Raw genomic sequence first — 16,662 nt, forward strand, 5'->3', positions numbered from 1 at the left:
TCCCTGCAGGTTGATTAAGGTGCAGCGGCTATATCGGCGGCGTTGCCAGATTAGTTAACGCTTTTCGGCGCTTTCTGTCGTTAGCGGGCTTTTGTAACTATTTATATTCAGCCAGAGCGTGGCGTCTGACCTAAGGCAGGATAATGCGGGAGGCAGAAAGCGCTGCGCATCCCGCAGGATGCGCAGCGTGGATCAGAAGGTTTCCCAGTGCGTATCGCTGACCGGGGCGGTCAGCGCTTTGCGCGCCGGCTGTGGCGTGGCCGGGGCGGCGATTGGCAGGTGTCGGGTCAGCGCCTGTGTCTCTGCGGTGCGGGCGATCTTAAACACCGACACCGCCTGGCTTAACCGGCTGGCCTGATCCTCCAGCGAGGCGGCCGCGGCGGCGGACTCTTCCACCAGCGAGGCGTTCTGCTGGGTGACGCGGTCCATCTCGGTCACGGCCAGACCCACCTGGTCAATACCGCGACTCTGCTCATCAGAGGCAGAGGCGATCTCGCCCATAATATCGGTGACGCGCGTTACCGCGCTGACGATGTCGCCCATGGTTTCACCCGCGGTGCCGACCAGTTCCGTACCGGTATTGACCCGGCTGACGGAGTCGTCAATCAGCCCTTTGATCTCTTTCGCCGCCTGGGCGCTGCGCTGCGCCAGATTGCGCACTTCTCCGGCTACCACCGCAAAACCGCGACCCTGTTCGCCAGCCCGCGCCGCCTCCACCGCGGCGTTCAGCGCCAGGATATTGGTCTGGAAGGCGATGCCGTCGATCACGCTGGTAATGTCGGCAATTTTCTTCGAACTGGTGGCAATATCGCTCATGGTTTTCACCACACCATCGACCACGTTACCGCCCTTCTGCGCGGTTTCTGAGGCGCTCAGGGCCAGCTTCGAAGCCTGACGCGCGTTTTCGGCGTTCTGTTTCACCGTGGCGGTCAGTTGCTCCATGCTGGCGGCGGTCTGCTCCAGCGACGCCGCCTGCTCTTCGGTACGGGCCGAGAGATCGTTGTTTCCGGCCGCGATCTCACTGGCGCCGGTAAAGATCGCATCGGACCCTTCCCGCACGTTGGTCACGGTACGCACCAGAGAGTGCTGCATATCGCGCAGGCTGGCAGCCAGCTGGCTCATCTCGCTGCGCCCTTCGACTTCAATCGTCTGGGTCAAATCCCCCTCGGCGATATACTGAATCTGACGAATGTTGCTGTTCAGCGGCGTGATCAGGATTTTGCGCAGACCAAACCAGCAGAGCACCATCAGGGTGACTGCCACCAGCATGATCACGCCCAGAATCCACATCATCCGGTGGTAGGCGGTGTTGTTCTCTTCCACGCCCAGATCGCTGAGGTGATTCTGATCGGCGCGCCACTCTTTATACACCTTGAGAAACGCACTCTGGCTGGGGGCGACCGGCGCATTACCGGCAGCCACCATGTCGTTTGCCCGTAACGCCGTTTGCAGATCGCGCAGCGCCGCCGCGTAGGCATCAAACAGCTGTTCCAGCCGGGCGTTCAGGTTTTTATCCAGTCCGGGGGTGTCAGGTGTCTGCTGGAACAGCTGATAAAACTGCGCCGCCGCCTGCTGGAAGCCCTGGCTCTCTTCAAACAGCAGGGCGACATCGGCCGGTTTCCCCTCGATTTTGCTGGTGGCGAGCCGCAGCTGAATGCGGGTCAGCAGCACGCGACTCTGGTTGAGATTCATATAGGCGTCATTCAGCGCCTGGGTATTTTGCGTGGCCAGCTGGGACACGGTAAAACTCTGTTTATCATGGCTTAATGCGGTGTAGAAAACAGAACCGGAGATAGCCTGTAACAGCCCAAATGCCAGCAACACCAGCAGCAGGCTGGTAACAACACGGATTTTCGTTAACATAATTAACCCTGAAAAAAGTAGGTGTTTAAAAGTGACCAAAAGCATATCGGCAGATGAATGCAGAAAATTAGGGCTGGCTTATTATTATTCTTTGAAATAAAAGGAATTATGACGTTATGAATCATCACGGGCCGGTGCGATACCCGCCCGTGATGGTCTTATCAGGCAGTACGCAGGTTGTCGACCAGCGCCATCTCATCGCTGCTCAGCAGCTTCTCAATGTCCACCAGGATCAGCATACGCTCACCCAGCGCACCCAGACCGGTCAGGTACTCGGTTGACATGGTCACCGCGAACTCCGGTGAAGGACGGATCTGATCCTGGGTCAGCGACAGCACGTCAGAGACGCCATCCACCACGATACCGACCACGCGATGCTCCAGGTTGAGCACGATGACCACGGTGTTGTCGTTATACTCGACATCCGGCTGGGCAAACTTCACCCGCAGGTCGATAATCGGCACGATCACACCGCGCAGGTTGGTCACGCCGCGGATAAATTCAGGCGTGTTCGCGATACGGGTTACCTGATCGTAACCGCGAATTTCCTGAACTTTGAGAATATCGATGCCGTACTCTTCGTCGCCCAGCGTGAAGACCAGGAACTCCTGACCCACGGTTTCACCAGCGATTTTTGTCACGGTTGCCATTCCATTCATGTTATTTACCCTTAGTTATCAATCAGGCGGCAGCGCCGGCCACACGTTTTTCACGGTTAAGTGATTGCAGCGCTGAAACATCAACGATCAGCGCTACGCTACCATCGCCAAGAATAGTGGCAGCGGAGATGCCCGGCACTTTGCGATAGTTACTCTCCAGGTTCTTCACTACCACCTGATGCTGACCAATCAGCTGATCGACCAGCAGCGCGTAGCGCTTGCCCGCGCTTTGCAGGATCACGACGATGCCTTGTGTCGCTTCAGTTTTCGCGCCCTGCACATCAAAGACGTTCCACAGCTCCACCAGCGGCAGATATTCGCCACGCACTTCGAGCACGCACTCGCCTCCGGCCAGTGGTTTCAGCTCTTCGGCGCGCGGTTGCAGCGATTCCATTACCGCATTCAGCGGCAGAATAAAGACTTCGTCCGCCACGCGAACCGACATGCCGTCGAGGATCGCCAGCGTCAGTGGCAGCAGGATGCGAATGGTGGTGCCTTTGCCCTGCTTCGAGGCGATTTCGACGTGACCGCCCATCTCCTGAATGTTTCGTTTCACCACGTCCATACCGACGCCGCGCCCTGAAACATCCGTCACCTGCTCCGCGGTAGAGAAGCCCGGTGCGAAGATCAGCATGCCGACCTCTTCATCGCTCATGTTCTCGTGAACCGGCAGGCCCGATGAGAGCGCTTTCGCCAGAATACGTTCACGGTTCAGACCGGCACCATCATCAGAGACTTCGATACAGATGTTGCCGCCCTGATGTTCCGCCGAGAGGGTCAGATTACCGGTCGCCACTTTACCGGTCGCCAGACGCTTCTCCGGGGTTTCGATGCCGTGGTCCAGGCTGTTACGCACCAGGTGCGTCAGGGGATCGATGATGCGCTCAATCAGGCTCTTATCGAGTTCGGTGGAGCTGCCGAGCAGCGTCAGTTCGACCTCTTTGCCAAGCTTGCTCGCCAGGTCACGCACCAGACGCGGGAAGCGGCTGAAGACATATTCCATCGGCATCATACGAATCGACATCACCGATTCCTGAAGATCGCGGGCGTTACGCTCCAGCTGACCCATGCTGTTCAGCAGGTCGCCGTGCGCCACCGGATCGAGTTCACCGGAACGCTGTGCCAGCATCGACTGGGTGATCACCAGCTCACCGACCAGGTTAATCAGCTGATCGACCTTCTCGACCGCCACGCGGATACTGGTGGATTCGCTCGACTTGGCTGGCGCGGCGGCGCGTTTGCTTTCACGCTTGACCGCGGCCACCGGCAGTTCAGTGACGCTGGCGCTGTGAACCTCTTCCACCACCGGCGCGGCCACGACAGCAGCCGGGGCCGCTGGCGCGTCAGCCGCACCCGGGAAGCGGATCTGCGCTTCATCAATCACGAAGCAGAGCACCGCCACGATGTCATCTTTACCGACGCCCTCAATGCAGACATCCAGCGTGTTGCTGCCCTTCTGCACGTTGGTCAGGGTGCCGAGATTGCTCATCTCCTCCAGCATCAGATCGACCTCTTTCTCTTTGAGATCGATCAGTTGTACCCGCAGACCTTCACTGCCGGCATCAGCGGCAGGTTCCGGGCTGGCAGCGACGACACTGACCGGCAGTTCAACCGGCAGACCTTTGGCCTCTAACGCCAGCTGGCGCAGTGCTTCACAGATATATTTGAAGCTCTCCGCGTTAGGCTCCTGCGCGGTTTTATAAGCATCGAGCTGTTCCTGCATAATATCTTTGGTTTCCAAAAACAGGTTGATGATGTCGGTGCTGAGCTGCATCTCGCCGCGACGAGCACCATCCAGAATGTTTTCCAGGATGTGAGTGGTTTCCTGTAATACCGTAAAACCAAAGGTTCCGGCGCCTCCCTTAATAGAGTGAGCGGCACGGAAGATGGCGTTGAGCTGTTCCGAATCTGGCTCCTGCGGGTCGAGTCCCAGCAGGTGTTGTTCCATATCCGCTAATAGCTCATCGGCTTCATCAAAAAACGTCTGGTAAAAATCGCTGATGTCCATACTCACGGGAATCACCTCGGCTGTGAGGGGGCTGCTGTATTCACCGCGCTGCCTGGTGGTGCAGGCGCGGTAATCTGTTCAATGGCCGCCGGATCGCTGATCTGGACGGCATCACTTTCTGCGTTCTCTTTTTCTATTGCCGCTTCGGTGTCGTGGTTCAACACCAGCAGGCTGATGCGACGGTTGACCGCATCATTCCCGCCGCGATTTTTCAGGCGCATGGTGTCGGCCATGCCTAACACCCGCAAAACTTTGCCGCTGTCGAGGCCACCCATCACCAGTTCCCGGCGCGAAGCGTTAGCGCGGTCGGCCGAGAGCTCCCAGTTGCTGTAGCCTTTATCCCCGCTGGCGTACTGAAAATCATCGGTATGGCCAGCCAGGCTTAAACGGTTCGGAATATCATTCAGGATCGGCGCGATGGCGCGCAGAATATCGCGCATATAGGGCTCCACCTCGGCACGACCGGTCTTAAACATCGGGCGATTCTGGCTGTCGATAATCTGAATCCGCAGTCCCTCCTGCACCATGTTAATGATCAGATGCGGACGCAGCGCTTTCAGGCGCGGATCGGCTTCTATCAGCTGGTCGAGCTTTTCACGCAGCCGGTTAAGGCGGATCTCATCCAGCTGGCGCTTCTGGGCATCCATATCGACCGCTTTTTTCACTTCACCAATTTTCTTGGTCGGATCGTCACCGCCGCCAGGGATTGGGCTGGTACTGTCACTGCTGCGCTGCCCGCCGGTAATCGCCACTTTCAGCGGCGTTTTAAAGTAGTCCGCAATCTGAACCAGCTCCTGCGGGTTGGCGATCGACAGCAGCCACATCACCATAAAAAAGGCCATCATCGCCGTCATAAAGTCGGCGTAGGCAATCTTCCACGACCCGTGGCTGCCTCCATGGCCTTTATGTCTGCGCTTTTTGATCAGCACAATTGGGCGATTGCCGTGCTTCATGAGGTCTCTTCCGAAGTCTGTTTAGCCGGGTTTTTGGCGTTGCGTACATGCTCTTCCAGTTCGCTGAACGATGGACGCTCGGCGGAGTAAAGCGTCTTGCGACCAAATTCCACCGCAATCTGCGGCGCGTAACCGTTAAGGCTCGACAGCAACGTCACCTTGATGCACTGCATCATCTTGGTGGTTTCCGCACACTTCTGGCGCAGCACCGAAGAGAGCGGAGAGATAAATCCGTAGGCCAGCAAAATGCCCAGGAAGGTTCCCACCATCGCGTGTGCCACCAGCGCGCCCAGCTCTGCGGCGGGTCGGTCGGCTGAGGCCAGCGCATGCACCACCCCCATGACCGCGGCGACGATACCGAATGCCGGTAATCCATCCCCTACCGCCGCGATACTTTGCGCGGGTACGTCACACTCATGTTCATAGGTCTCAATTTCTTCATCCATCAACGCTTCAATCTCAAAGGCGTTCATGTTGCCGCTGACCATCAGACGCAAATAATCGGTAATAAAATCCACTAACTGTTTATCGGCAAGAATGCGGGGATAATTAGCAAAAATTTCACTCTGGCTCGGATCTTCAATATCGCGTTCCAGCGACAGCATCCCCTGCTGACGCGACTTCGCCATCAGGCGATAAAGCAGCGCCATTAAATCCATATAAACCGCTTTGTTATACTTTGAGCCACGAAATAGCAAAGGCAGAGCTTTCAGCGTTTTTTTAATCGACTTGCCATTATTACCGACTAAAAAAGCACCGGCACCAGCGCCGCCGATCATTAATAATTCGGCTGGCTGATAAAGTGCCCCCAGATGGCCACCCACCAGTGCATATCCGCCCAACACGGAGCCTAAAACAACCAGGTAACCTATAATTATCAGCACAAAAAATCCTTACGTCCGTAACGTGTTGGTGGAAGTTAAGCCAGAGAGCCGCAGGTGTTATTCCTAACCGGAAGCAAAAAAAAGCAGCGGTATTAACCGCTGCTGGATGGCTTCCACAGTGCGAACAAACTTAAACGGCGTGTTTAACCTGTTCATCCAGCAGTTGTGGAAACATATCGGCAGATTCCGCAGAAAGTTTACGTCTTTTTACGGCACGTGATGGCGGCTGGCACAGGCTACAGGTGAAGCTGCCCGCCGGCTGATGTGCATGATTAATAAAGCTGCCATGACAACTTTTGCAATCCGCCAGCTCCAGCATGCCGCTTTCAACGAATCGGACCAGGGTCCAGGCGCGGGTCAGCGCCAACAGCGGGCCCTCGTCCGATTGCGGACACTGTTCGAGATATAACCGGTAAGCTTTGATCACCGCATCGACGCCGCTGCACAGCCCGGTTTTCAGTAAAAATTTCCAGGCGTTACAGAACATCGACGCATGAATATTCTGTTCCCAGGTCATGAACCAGTCGGTGGAGAATGGCAGCATGCCTTTGGGTGGCGGGCTGCCACGCAGCTCTTTATAGAGCTTAATCAGGCGGCCACGGCTCAGCTGAGTTTCACTCTCTAACATCTGTAAACGCGCGCCCAATGTGATCAGCTCCATCGCGAGCTGAATATCACGCGCTTCCTGAACAATACTTTTCTCGCTCATCACATCGCCCTCTTTTTAGCAGGTACGTCATCTTTCGACGCATTACGCAGTAAACGGCTGGATAATAAAATGCCGGTGTGAATTTGCTGTAAATCATCCACACGTGATTCCTGCGTCAGGCGATTAATTGTGCCGCTATCGGTAAAACGAAACTGGCAGACTAACTGATTCGTCTCGGCCATTTTCACCATTTCTGGCAGGGTTAATTCAGATAATGCATTCGCCATCTTTTCGTCGATTCCAAGGCGAAACATTGCAGACGCTTTATCCTGGTTAATTAATCGCTGCGCAAGCAACAAATATGACAAATTGAGATCGTAAATATGTTTTAGTACTTCAGATGTGCCCATTTTTCCATCCTGAGAGATGCGACGTAACTTTATCGCAGATGATTATCTGCGGTTCGAGCTGCTGTTTTGTAAATCTAAAGATGGCAAAAAAATAATTCATTTAACCTTAATGCCACTGTTTTTCGCCTTCTGCTTTTGTGTGGGATTCAGACCCACCGAAGGTCGAAAATCCAGGCCATTCTATTTTCGAGTTCTGACCATCTTCCGTGACATCTTCTTACATCTTTTAGGACTATTCCGAAAACAAGGCAAATCTATATCGTCTGATTTCTACATACAACGACAGCGGCATGAAATTTTAGATAAAGTGTGACGCAGGTCACACTTTTAAGGCAAATTTCTTCAGCAACCCTTCACCATTGCTTATTGCATGGTCAATTTTTGAGCAAAAAAAGCGGATTTTAAGTCGAATTTGTCCTCAGAGAGATTTAATAGGGGGTAAAAGGTGCGCTAATCGACGCTTTGAGCATTCCAGAATGGATATTAGGTGTTAATTGTTTTAGCACCCTATTTAGAACCATCGAATCCTGAGCGTACAGCATATTATGCTGAGAAGAGGCGGAGGTATTTACTGCTAAATTAGTTACTTAGCGGGAGTATCGCAGAGGGTAAGTAATGAAAGTGTTAAGGATGACCCTGCTGTATCCGGGCTTTCTGACAACAAAACGTTAACAGCTTACAGGGGGTGTCTGGAGCACGACACCAGATGTAACAATGGGTTACATAAGCAATCCGAATGAATGGCAGCTTAAACAGAGCCCGGCACTATGACTATCGGCATTGAATAAAAAAACTTGAGCCAAAATAGCTAAAGAAAGCGGCAGAATGCGGCCTGACGCCGGTTTTTGTGGCTTTTTGCACCAGTTAGCATTTTTTGGGCCATCTTCGCAGCAGCTGACTGCACAAAGTGCTTTAGCTGAGATAAACCTTAAGATCAGGAGGTTAAGTGAGAAAAGTCTGATAGGGAGAGAAGTGGGACGAAAAAATGGCAACGATACCACCAGGGTATCGCTGCCATGTTCACAGCGGTCAGGCGAGTTTCGGGAAGGTCGCCACTTTATTGACGGTGCCGTGATCAGCGCTGCGCGGGGCAATGCGCTCCAGATCTTTCAGGAAATTTTCACGCCAGGCGGTAATATCGTTTTTACGCAGTACTGCCATCATATCGTTGTAGCGTGAAATCCTTTCGGTACGCGGCATGGTAATCGCTTTATCCAGCGCGGCGGCCACTTCGTCACGGTCATACGGGTTCACAATCAGCGCGGAGGTCAGCTCGTTGGCTGCGCCGGCAAAGCGCGATAGTACCAGTACGCCCGGATCGTCCGGGTCCTGCGCGGCGACATACTCTTTCGCCACCAGGTTCATACCGTCACGCAGTGGCGTGACCAGCCCGACGTCTGTCAGACGGAAGATCTTCATCAGCAGGCGACGGTCAAAGTGCTGGTTGAGGTAGTAGAGCGGCGTCCAGCCCAGCGTGCCGTACTTGCCGTTAATGCGCCCCGCTTCGGTTTCCAGTTGATGACGAATATCCTGATACGCCTGCACATCGCCACGCGAGGTGGGCGCAATCTGGGAGTAGCGAATCTTCCCGCGATGCTGCGGGAAGTTTTCCAGCAGCGCTTCATAAGCGAGAAAACGCTCCGGCAACCCTTTTGAATAGTCGAGACGTTCACAGGCAATAATATTGCGCGCATCGCCCAGCTCTTTTTTCATCGCGGCCATTTTTGGCGGCAGCGGTCCTTCGGCCATCTCTTTAATACTGTCTGGCTCAATCCCGATGGGATAAACCTCGGTCATAAAGGTATTGCCAAAGGCACGATGTTTTTTATCGCCCTTATTCTGCAACTGGGTCAGCTGGCTGACGCTGTCGAGAAACGCCACCCGGTCCGATTCGGTCTGGAAACCGAGCAGGTCATATTCACACAGCATTTCCAGCAATTCTTTATGCGGCGGCAGCGCGTTAAATATTTCCGGGGTCGGGAACGGAATATGCAGGAAGAAACCGATGCGGTTATTAATGCCCGCACGGCGCAGCGCGGCGGCAAAAGGCAGGAAGTGATAATCGTGGATCCAGACAATATCATCAGGTTTGATCAGCGGCTTTAAACGCTGCGCCACCGCGTCGTTCACTTCGCAGTACCCTTCCCAGGCTTCACGCTGGAACTGCACCAGGTCAAGACGATAATGGAACGCGGGCCAGATTACGGTATTAGAAAACTGGCAATAATAGAGATCGTAATCGTTCTGGCTCAGCGGGAATGAGGCATATTCAATCCCTTCATGCTCCTGAACCTTAAGGTCCTCTACCTCTTCGCCTGTGTACTCGCTGATTTCACCGTTCCAGCCAAACCACATTCCACCGGTGGTTTTCAGCGCATCCAGAATGCCGACGGCCAGGCCGCCCGCGCTGGTTTTAGAGCCATCTGGCATGGCAACACGGTTAGATACAACCACTAAACGACTCATAACCTAAACTCCTTACCGACGTTGTCTTGCTCTAATAGTAATAATGTTTTTTCCAGCCAGCCGTAAACCGCATCGACATCATCAAGCCGATAATGGGCCTGACTGGAGCCTTCCCCGACCTTAACCGAGACGCCCTGAAAGGCGTTGACGGCATCAAAGCCCTTCTCATCGGTCAGATCGTCGCCGATGAAGACCGGCACGCGTCCGGCAAAGGGGGCCTGTTGCATAAAATCGTTGATCGCTGCGCCCTTATCGATGCCGGTGGGTTTAATCTCCACCACACACTTGCCGGGCTGAAGCGCCAGGCCAGGAAAACGCTTCACCGATTGCTCCGCCAGCCGCAGCACATCCTGTTCGTGCTGCATCGCCTGACGGTAGTGGAGTGCAAAGGCCATACCTTTGACTTCCAGCTGGGTGCCTGGCCATAACGCCATCGCCTCTTGCAGTTCGGTCCTGAGCGCCTGTTCAACCTCATCCGGCAGGCTGATGCGCTGGATCGTGCCGTCGGCGAGACGGCGCTCCGCACCATGCACCCCTGCGGCGGGGCCATGCAGAGGTGCGGCGAGCGCATCAAGCTGTTCAATCGGTCTGCCGGAGACCAGGGCGAGTGCGCCCTGCGAGAGTGCGGCGAGTTGTTGCAGTTGGGCGATAACCTGCTCAGGAATAAATACCGCTTCGGGACGGGACTGAATCGCTGCCAGCGTGCCATCGACATCAAAAAAGAAGGCGTACTGCTGCCCGCTGCTTAATGTCGGGAACCTGGCAAAGGTGTCTGCCGCTTGGGTCACGTTACTTCTCCTGAAAATCGAAATGTAAGTTTAAAACAGGGTGTTAACACAAGGATGTCCTGACGCAGTGGGGTCAGCAAGCGGGAAATTCTGATAACGCGGTGATTGAGGGGCAAAACGCGGTGATTGAATAGGTCACTCTCCTCAAACTTACAAGCTCGTTGCTGACAATACTGGCTAACTGAGAACATCTTCACAGTAAGTGTAGTCGTAAATAGGGGTTATGCCAGAAAGATGCATGTTTCATGCCAGCCGCTGCGGTTAAGTAAGCAGAAAAGCACGCTTCAGCCTGCGCTACCCGCGCCCGGCAGCCGCTGCGGAGAGTGGAATGGCGGGCCACGTCAGACTGGAGCAGAGAGCCGGAAGCCTGGCGGCAAAGATTTAAACCGGCAACCTTAAGAGGCTTAAGGTATTCCTAATATTAGAGGTGCACTCTCTGCACATTTCCACTGTTTCGGACTTTTCTGCATGGCGTTTTCATTGAAGCGGCCCCTGATAAGCCGCCTGACTCTGCTGATCCTGGCTGCCCTTTATATCGCGGTTTTTCTTAATCTGGCCTATTACCGGCAGGTACTGGCGATCATGCCACTCACCACGCTGCGCTCCACGCTGGTATTTTTGTCGATGCCGCTGGTTGCCTTCAGCGTGATTAACATCGTTATCACCCTGGCCTCATTTTTCTGGCTTGACCGGCTGCTGATCGCCCTGTTTATTCTGCTCTCCGCCTCGGCGCAGTTCTTTATCCAGACCTATAACATCGTGGTCGATCGCTCGATGATCACCAACATGATGGATACCACGGCGTCGGAGTCCTTTGCCCTGATCACCCCGCAGCTGCTGTTTACCCTGCTCACCTCGGGCGTCCTGATGGCGCTGCTGGCCTTCTGGCCACGGCTGAAAAAGCAGCAGTGGCGCGGCGTCTTTATGCGGCTGCTCAGTGTGCTGCTCTCGGCGGCGCTGATCCTGCTGGTCGCCCTGCTGTTTTATAAGGATTACGCCTCACTGTTCCGCAACAACCGTGAACTGGTTAAAGCGCTGAGTCCGTCGAACAGCATCGCGGCGACGCTCTCCTGGTATAAGCATCAGCAGTTGCAGAATGTGCCGCTGGTGCGCATTGGCGAAGATGCGCATCAGCTGCCCAATCGCCTGAACGGCGGCAAACCCAATCTGACCATTCTGGTGGTGGGTGAAACCTCACGCGCGCAGAATTTCTCACTGGGCGGTTATGGACGTCTGACCAATCCGCTGCTGGCGAAAGATGATGTGATCTATTTCCCGCACACCACCTCGTGCGGCACAGCCACAGCGGTGTCGGTGCCCTGTATGTTCTCCAATATGCCGCGCGCCCATTATGATGATGTGCTGGCCGCGCATCAGGAGGGTCTGCTCGATATTATTCAGCGCGCCGGCATCAGCGTGCTGTGGAATGAGAATGATGGCGGCTGTAAGGGGGCCTGCGATCGGGTGCCCCATCAGGATATGACCAGCCTCAATCTGCCCGGCATGTGTATTAATGGCGAGTGCTATGATGACGTGCTGTTCCACGGGCTGGATGCGTATATCGATCAGTTAAAGGGCAACGCGGTGATAGTGCTGCACACCATTGGCAGCCACGGTCCCACTTACAGCCATCGCTACCCACCCGCGCAGCGTCAGTTTGTGCCGACCTGTGACACCAATCAGATTCAGGATTGTTCACAGCAGCAGCTGATTAACACCTACGACAACACGCTGCTGAATGTTGACCGCATCGTGGATAAGGCGATTGGGGTGTTACGTGCTCATCAGGATCGCTTTGCCACCAGCCTGGTCTATCTTTCCGATCACGGCGAGTCGCTGGGTGAGAATGGCGCTTATCTGCATGGCCTGCCCTACGCCATCGCCCCGGCGACCCAGACGCATGTGCCGATGCTGATCTGGCTCTCTGACGATTATCAGCAGCGCTATGCCATCGATCGTCGTTGCCTGAATAAACTGGCGGCGACAGACGATTTCTCACAGGATAATCTGTTTTCCACCATGCTGGGATTAACCGGCACCGCAACCCACGAATATGTACCCGCGGATGATATTTTGACGTCGTGTCGGAGCCAACCAAAATGAAGATATTGATTGTTGAAGATGACGCCCTGCTGTTGCAGGGGCTGATACTGGCGCTGGAAGGTGAAGGCTATGTCTGCGATGGCGTGACGCGCGTCCGGGACGCTGAAGCGCATTTTGCCAGCGGCCTCTACAGTCTGGTGGTGCTGGACCTGGGGCTGCCGGACGAAGATGGTCTGCACTTCCTGCTGCGGATGCGCCGGCAGAAGAAGATGACGCCGGTGCTGATCCTCACCGCGCGCGACACCATCAGCGAGCGTATCGCCGGGCTTGACGCCGGGGCCGACGACTATCTGATCAAGCCCTTCTCACTGGATGAGCTGCTGGCCCGCATCCGCGCACTGATCCGCCGCCACGTCAATCAGGGTGACAGCCAGTTAAGAGTGGGCGCTCTGGCGCTGGATATGACGCATCGCCAGATCACCCTTAATGAGACGCTGCTGGATCTGACGCCGAAAGAGTTCGCCATTCTCTCCCGACTGATGCTGAAAGCCGGGAATCCGGTGCACCGCGAAATCCTCTATCAGGACATCTACAACTGGGAAACCGAGCCCTCCACCAATACACTGGAGGTGCACATTCATAACCTGCGCGACAAAATTGGCAAAAGCGCTATCCGCACCGTACGCGGATTTGGCTATGCGCTGGTCACGCAGGATGTCATTCGAGAGGCGACATGATACGAGGTTTCGATCACCGCAGTATGCGCTTTCGGCTTATCCTGACCATTGCCTTGATTTTACTGGTGTTTCAGGTGATCAGCGTGGTCTGGCTGTGGCACGAGAGCAAAGAACAGATTCAGTTTCTGGTGGAAGCGCAGCTGCAAAAACGCAATATGGATCGGCATGTTGAGCGCGAGGTGCACGAAGCGGTCGCCAGCCTGGCGGTGCCGAGCCTGGTGATGGTTGCCCTGACGCTGCTGCTCTGCTATCAGGCGGTGAAGTGGATCACCCGGCCGCTTTATCAGTTGCAGACCGAGCTGGAAAGCCGCGGCGAAGAGAATCTCGATCCCATCACCTGCCACAGCCGGGTGCAGGAGATCGACGCGGTGACGCAGGCGATCAACCAGCTGGTGGCGCGCCTGAACACCAGCCTGGAGCGTGAGCGACTCTTTACCGCCGATGTGGCGCATGAGTTACGCACGCCGCTGGCGGGATTACGACTGCATCTGGAGCTAATTGAACGTAACAGTGACGTCACGGTTCAGCCGCTGGTGCAGCGGCTTGACCATATGACGCACAGCGTTTCGCAGTTGCTGAACCTGGCGCGGGCCGGACAGTCGTTCACCTCCGGGACTTACCAGAACGTCGCCCTGATTGAAGATGTGATTTTACCGATGGAAGCGGAGCTGAATGCGATGCTTGAAGAGCACCAGCAGACGCTGACGCTGGATCTGCCGCAGGAGTGGTTTGTGCGCGGCGACGTCACGCTGCTGAAAATGCTGCTGCGCAATCTGGTGGAGAACGCTCATCGCTACAGCCCGGATAACAGCACCATCAGCGTGCAGCTGATCGCCGCTCCCCGCCCGATGCTGGTGGTAGAGGATCAGGGGCCGGGCATTGATGAGAGTAAGCGCGGGGAGTTGAGTAAAGCCTTTATCCGCATGGATAGCCGCTACGGCGGCATCGGACTGGGGCTGAGCATCGTCAGCCGCATCGTCCAGCTCCACCGGTTTCAGTTCTTTTTAGAGAACCGCCGCGACCAGAGTGGTTGTCGGGCGGTGGTAAAGTTTTAAGCGCTGAACCAGGCGGCCAGGAACAGGATCACCGTTGCGGCAGCAATCAGCACGGCGGCATATTCACTTACGGGGCGGAGAGCAACCGCGTTTGCGGCAACAGGAGCAGTTTTCATGGCATTATCCTCAGTCAGAGCAGGCAGTATCGCCCTCGCAGATTAAGGAAACCTTAAGCTCCGCAGGCGACTGCTGAAATATCCCCCCGCCGCCTCTCTCCAGCTACCGTCCGTCCGCACTCCCCCATTTCTCCCCACTGAAAGCGCAGAAGAGGGCCACGTTCGCGTGGTGCTCTACACTTAATAACACCATTCTGTTTCAGGAGGCCTGCCATGAGCCCACGCATGCACAAATATGCCTTTCCGGTCAGTAAGGCGCGCAAATATCTTGAACCCGGTCCGGTGTTATTGCTCAGTTCGCAGTATAAAGATCAGCATGACATTATGACGCTCGGCTGGCACACGGTGCTGGAGTTCTCGCCGTCGCTGGTTGGCTGCATGATCGCCGGGATGAATCACAGCCATGAGTTAATCCGCAACAGCGGCCAGTGCGTACTGAATATTCCCTCGGCCGCGCTGATTGACCAGGTGGTGGCGATTGGTAACAGCCACGGCGACAGCATTGATAAGTTTGAGGCGTTTGGCCTGACCGCTGAACCGGCTCAGGTGGTCGGCGCGCCGATGATCGCCGAATGCTTTGCCAGCTTTGAGTGTCAGCTCTATGACGACTCGATGGTCCCCAACTATAACCTGTTTATTTTTGAGATCGTGAAAGCGCACGTCGCCGAGCAGCCGGAATATCCGGCCACCCTGCACTACACTGGCGAAGGCCGGTTCAGCGTGATGAGCGATAAGATGCTGGATATGAGCAAAGATTTTAAACCGGAGATGCTGATCTAGTTGAAAGCGGTCTGCCGCGACCCCATTCAACTCTTTCGACCTGACAGGAGTAAATTTATTATGGCAATCGAATACGCAGTGATCGCGGGTGGCTGTTTCTGGTGCACCGAAGCCGTGTTTAAAGATGTGATCGGCGTTGAGTCGGTAGAGAGCGGCTACACCGGCGGCGCACGCCCTAACCCGACCTATGAGCAGGTGTGCAGCGGCGCGACCGGCCACGCTGAAGCGATCCGCATCGGGTTCGATCCCGAGCAGGTGAGCTATGGCGATCTGCTGGATATTAGCTTCGTCACTCACGATCCGACCCAGCTTAATCGTCAGGGCAACGATATTGGCACCCAGTATCGCTCGGCGATTTTCCCGGCCAATGCTGAGCAGGAGGCGGAAGCCCGTGCAGCCATCGCGCGCGCCCAGGCCGATCATGATGTGCCGGTCGTCACCACCATCGAACCGCTGAAAGAGTGGTATCCCGCTGAGGATTATCATCAGGATTACTGGGATGGCGCTGGCCAGCGCAACGGCTACTGCATGGCGGTGATCCCGCCGAAGTTACAGAAGCTGCGCAAGAGCTTCGCCAATAAGGTGAAGAGCTGAGTTAATCCGTGACCAGGGCCGATCTGAACCCGCTTGTTTGGTGCAGATCGGTTTCCTGCGGGGTGCGGACATCCTTTCTGGCGCGATCCCCGCCTGAGCGAACTGTCGAAAAACGGCATAAAAAAGCGCCGTTTTACCCGGCATTTAATCGATTCGTTCAGAGCTTAAGCGAATAGAACAAAAGAAAAAAATAGTGCTTGACCCTTTTCAGCCGACTCCCTATAGTAGCGCCCCGTTGACCCAGCGCGGTCAATGAAATAAATGTGGTGAGGTGTCCGAGTGGCTGAAGGAGCACGCCTGGAAAGTGTGTATACGGCAACGTATCGGGGGTTCGAATCCCCCTCTCACCGCCACATTCTGAAGAAGAGCCTGAACTTTCGTTCAGGCTTTTTTTTTACCTATTGCACGACGAGAGGGGGTGAGAACCCCCGCCGGGGTTCGACAGCTGGCGCAGCCAGCTGGACAGCGGAGCCTGCGACGCTGCCCGCAGGGTGAGCGCAGCGAATCCATCCCCCTCTCACCGCCACATTCAAAGAAGAGCCTGAACTTTCGTTCAGGCTTTTTTTTTGCATAATGCACGGAGAGGGGGTGAGAACCCCCGCCGGGGTTCGACAGCTGGCGCAGCCAGCTGGACAGCGGAGCCTGCGACGCTGCCCG

At 55.4% G+C, this 16,662-nt stretch carries 14 protein-coding genes, 1 tRNA gene and 1 other RNA gene; 7 read left to right on the forward strand and 9 right to left on the reverse strand.

Translation table 11 applies throughout. From position 1 onward, the window contains the following. Window positions 1–192 precede the first annotated feature (192 nt). The 9 genes from ACCW71_RS07315 to otsB all read right to left on the reverse strand — a co-directional run bounded on the left by ACCW71_RS07315 (window position 193) and on the right by otsB (window position 10,680). The gene (locus ACCW71_RS07315; RefSeq protein ID WP_436370512.1) at window positions 193–1,863 is read right to left on the reverse strand and encodes a methyl-accepting chemotaxis protein; all 1,671 of its coding nucleotides are present in this window, start codon (window positions 1,861–1,863) and stop codon (window positions 193–195) included. 161 nt (window positions 1,864–2,024) lie between these two features. Continuing rightward, window positions 2,025–2,522, reverse strand: coding sequence for a chemotaxis protein CheW (cheW, locus tag ACCW71_RS07320; protein WP_436370513.1), 498 nt, complete (start codon window positions 2,520–2,522; stop codon window positions 2,025–2,027). A gap of 22 nt (window positions 2,523–2,544) precedes the next feature. Beyond that, entirely contained in the window at window positions 2,545–4,530 is a 1,986-nt protein-coding gene (cheA, locus tag ACCW71_RS07325; protein ID WP_436370539.1) for a chemotaxis protein CheA, read from the reverse strand. An 11-nt stretch (window positions 4,531–4,541) separates the two neighbouring features. Next, the gene (motB, locus tag ACCW71_RS07330) at window positions 4,542–5,483 is read right to left on the reverse strand and encodes a flagellar motor protein MotB (RefSeq protein WP_436370515.1); all 942 of its coding nucleotides are present in this window, start codon (window positions 5,481–5,483) and stop codon (window positions 4,542–4,544) included. Then, window positions 5,480–6,367 carry a flagellar motor stator protein MotA gene (gene motA, locus ACCW71_RS07335; RefSeq protein WP_436370516.1) on the reverse strand — a complete coding sequence of 296 codons (888 nt, stop codon included), beginning with the start codon at window positions 6,365–6,367 and terminating at the stop codon, window positions 5,480–5,482. Before motA ends, motB begins: the two co-directional genes overlap by 4 nt. Window positions 6,368–6,497: 130 nt before the next feature. Beyond that, complete coding sequence (gene flhC / locus ACCW71_RS07340; protein ID WP_436370518.1) at window positions 6,498–7,076, reverse strand: flagellar transcriptional regulator FlhC; 579 nt, start codon at window positions 7,074–7,076, stop codon at window positions 6,498–6,500. Continuing rightward, on the reverse strand, window positions 7,076–7,426 hold the full coding sequence (flhD, locus tag ACCW71_RS07345; RefSeq protein ID WP_436370520.1) for a flagellar transcriptional regulator FlhD: 351 nt from the start codon (window positions 7,424–7,426) through the stop codon (window positions 7,076–7,078). Before flhD ends, flhC begins: the two co-directional genes overlap by 1 nt. A gap of 1,029 nt (window positions 7,427–8,455) precedes the next feature. Next, the gene (gene otsA, locus ACCW71_RS07350; protein ID WP_436370521.1) at window positions 8,456–9,892 is read right to left on the reverse strand and encodes an alpha,alpha-trehalose-phosphate synthase; all 1,437 of its coding nucleotides are present in this window, start codon (window positions 9,890–9,892) and stop codon (window positions 8,456–8,458) included. Next, the gene (gene otsB / locus ACCW71_RS07355; protein ID WP_436370523.1) at window positions 9,889–10,680 is read right to left on the reverse strand and encodes a trehalose-phosphatase; all 792 of its coding nucleotides are present in this window, start codon (window positions 10,678–10,680) and stop codon (window positions 9,889–9,891) included. Before otsB ends, otsA begins: the two co-directional genes overlap by 4 nt. A 468-nt stretch (window positions 10,681–11,148) precedes the next feature. On the opposite strand from otsB, the gene eptA reads away from it, so the two are divergent. The 7 genes from eptA to ACCW71_RS07390 all read left to right on the forward strand — a co-directional run bounded on the left by eptA (window position 11,149) and on the right by ACCW71_RS07390 (window position 16,531). Then, window positions 11,149–12,783: a phosphoethanolamine transferase EptA gene (gene eptA, locus ACCW71_RS07360; protein WP_436370525.1), complete on the forward strand. Its 1,635-nt coding sequence runs from the start codon at window positions 11,149–11,151 to the stop codon at window positions 12,781–12,783. Continuing rightward, window positions 12,780–13,460: a two-component system response regulator PmrA gene (gene pmrA, locus ACCW71_RS07365; RefSeq protein ID WP_436370527.1), complete on the forward strand. Its 681-nt coding sequence runs from the start codon at window positions 12,780–12,782 to the stop codon at window positions 13,458–13,460. Before eptA ends, pmrA begins: the two co-directional genes overlap by 4 nt. After that, window positions 13,457–14,515 (forward strand): two-component system sensor histidine kinase PmrB, encoded by a 1,059-nt coding sequence (pmrB, locus tag ACCW71_RS07370; protein ID WP_436370529.1) that lies wholly within the window; start codon window positions 13,457–13,459, stop codon window positions 14,513–14,515. Before pmrA ends, pmrB begins: the two co-directional genes overlap by 4 nt. Before the next feature lie 329 nt (window positions 14,516–14,844). Beyond that, the gene (locus ACCW71_RS07375; protein ID WP_436370530.1) at window positions 14,845–15,411 is read left to right on the forward strand and encodes a flavin reductase family protein; all 567 of its coding nucleotides are present in this window, start codon (window positions 14,845–14,847) and stop codon (window positions 15,409–15,411) included. 60 nt (window positions 15,412–15,471) lie between these two features. After that, a complete protein-coding gene (msrA, locus tag ACCW71_RS07380; protein ID WP_436370531.1) occupies window positions 15,472–16,005 on the forward strand; it encodes a peptide-methionine (S)-S-oxide reductase MsrA in 534 nt (177 codons plus the stop codon). A gap of 265 nt (window positions 16,006–16,270) precedes the next feature. Then, window positions 16,271–16,358: transfer RNA gene (locus tag ACCW71_RS07385), tRNA-Ser, on the forward strand. Between the two features lie 45 nt (window positions 16,359–16,403). Further along, a non-coding RNA gene (locus ACCW71_RS07390) (RtT sRNA) lies at window positions 16,404–16,531 on the forward strand. Window positions 16,532–16,662 lie beyond the last annotated feature (131 nt).

It is taken from the genome of Pantoea sp. C2G6 (assembly GCF_051336815.1).
GTDB lineage: Bacteria > Pseudomonadota > Gammaproteobacteria > Enterobacterales > Enterobacteriaceae > Pantoea.

Bases quoted from the DNA above. Each gene is read 5' to 3' on its own strand.
- ACCW71_RS07315 (WP_436370512.1), bottom strand. From the start codon at position 1,863: ATGTTAACGAAAATCCGTGTTGTTACCAGCCTGCTGCTGGTGTTGCTG.
- cheW (WP_436370513.1), bottom strand. From the start codon at position 2,522: ATGAATGGAATGGCAACCGTGACAAAAATCGCTGGTGAAACCGTGGGT.
- cheA (WP_436370539.1), bottom strand. From the start codon at position 4,530: ATGGACATCAGCGATTTTTACCAGACGTTTTTTGATGAAGCCGATGAG.
- motB (WP_436370515.1), bottom strand. From the start codon at position 5,483: ATGAAGCACGGCAATCGCCCAATTGTGCTGATCAAAAAGCGCAGACAT.
- flhC (WP_436370518.1), bottom strand. From the start codon at position 7,076: ATGAGCGAGAAAAGTATTGTTCAGGAAGCGCGTGATATTCAGCTCGCG.
- flhD (WP_436370520.1), bottom strand. From the start codon at position 7,426: ATGGGCACATCTGAAGTACTAAAACATATTTACGATCTCAATTTGTCA.
- otsA (WP_436370521.1), bottom strand. From the start codon at position 9,892: ATGAGTCGTTTAGTGGTTGTATCTAACCGTGTTGCCATGCCAGATGGC.
- eptA (WP_436370525.1), top strand. From the start codon at position 11,149: ATGGCGTTTTCATTGAAGCGGCCCCTGATAAGCCGCCTGACTCTGCTG.
- pmrA (WP_436370527.1), top strand. From the start codon at position 12,780: ATGAAGATATTGATTGTTGAAGATGACGCCCTGCTGTTGCAGGGGCTG.
- pmrB (WP_436370529.1), top strand. From the start codon at position 13,457: ATGATACGAGGTTTCGATCACCGCAGTATGCGCTTTCGGCTTATCCTG.
- ACCW71_RS07375 (WP_436370530.1), top strand. From the start codon at position 14,845: ATGAGCCCACGCATGCACAAATATGCCTTTCCGGTCAGTAAGGCGCGC.
- msrA (WP_436370531.1), top strand. From the start codon at position 15,472: ATGGCAATCGAATACGCAGTGATCGCGGGTGGCTGTTTCTGGTGCACC.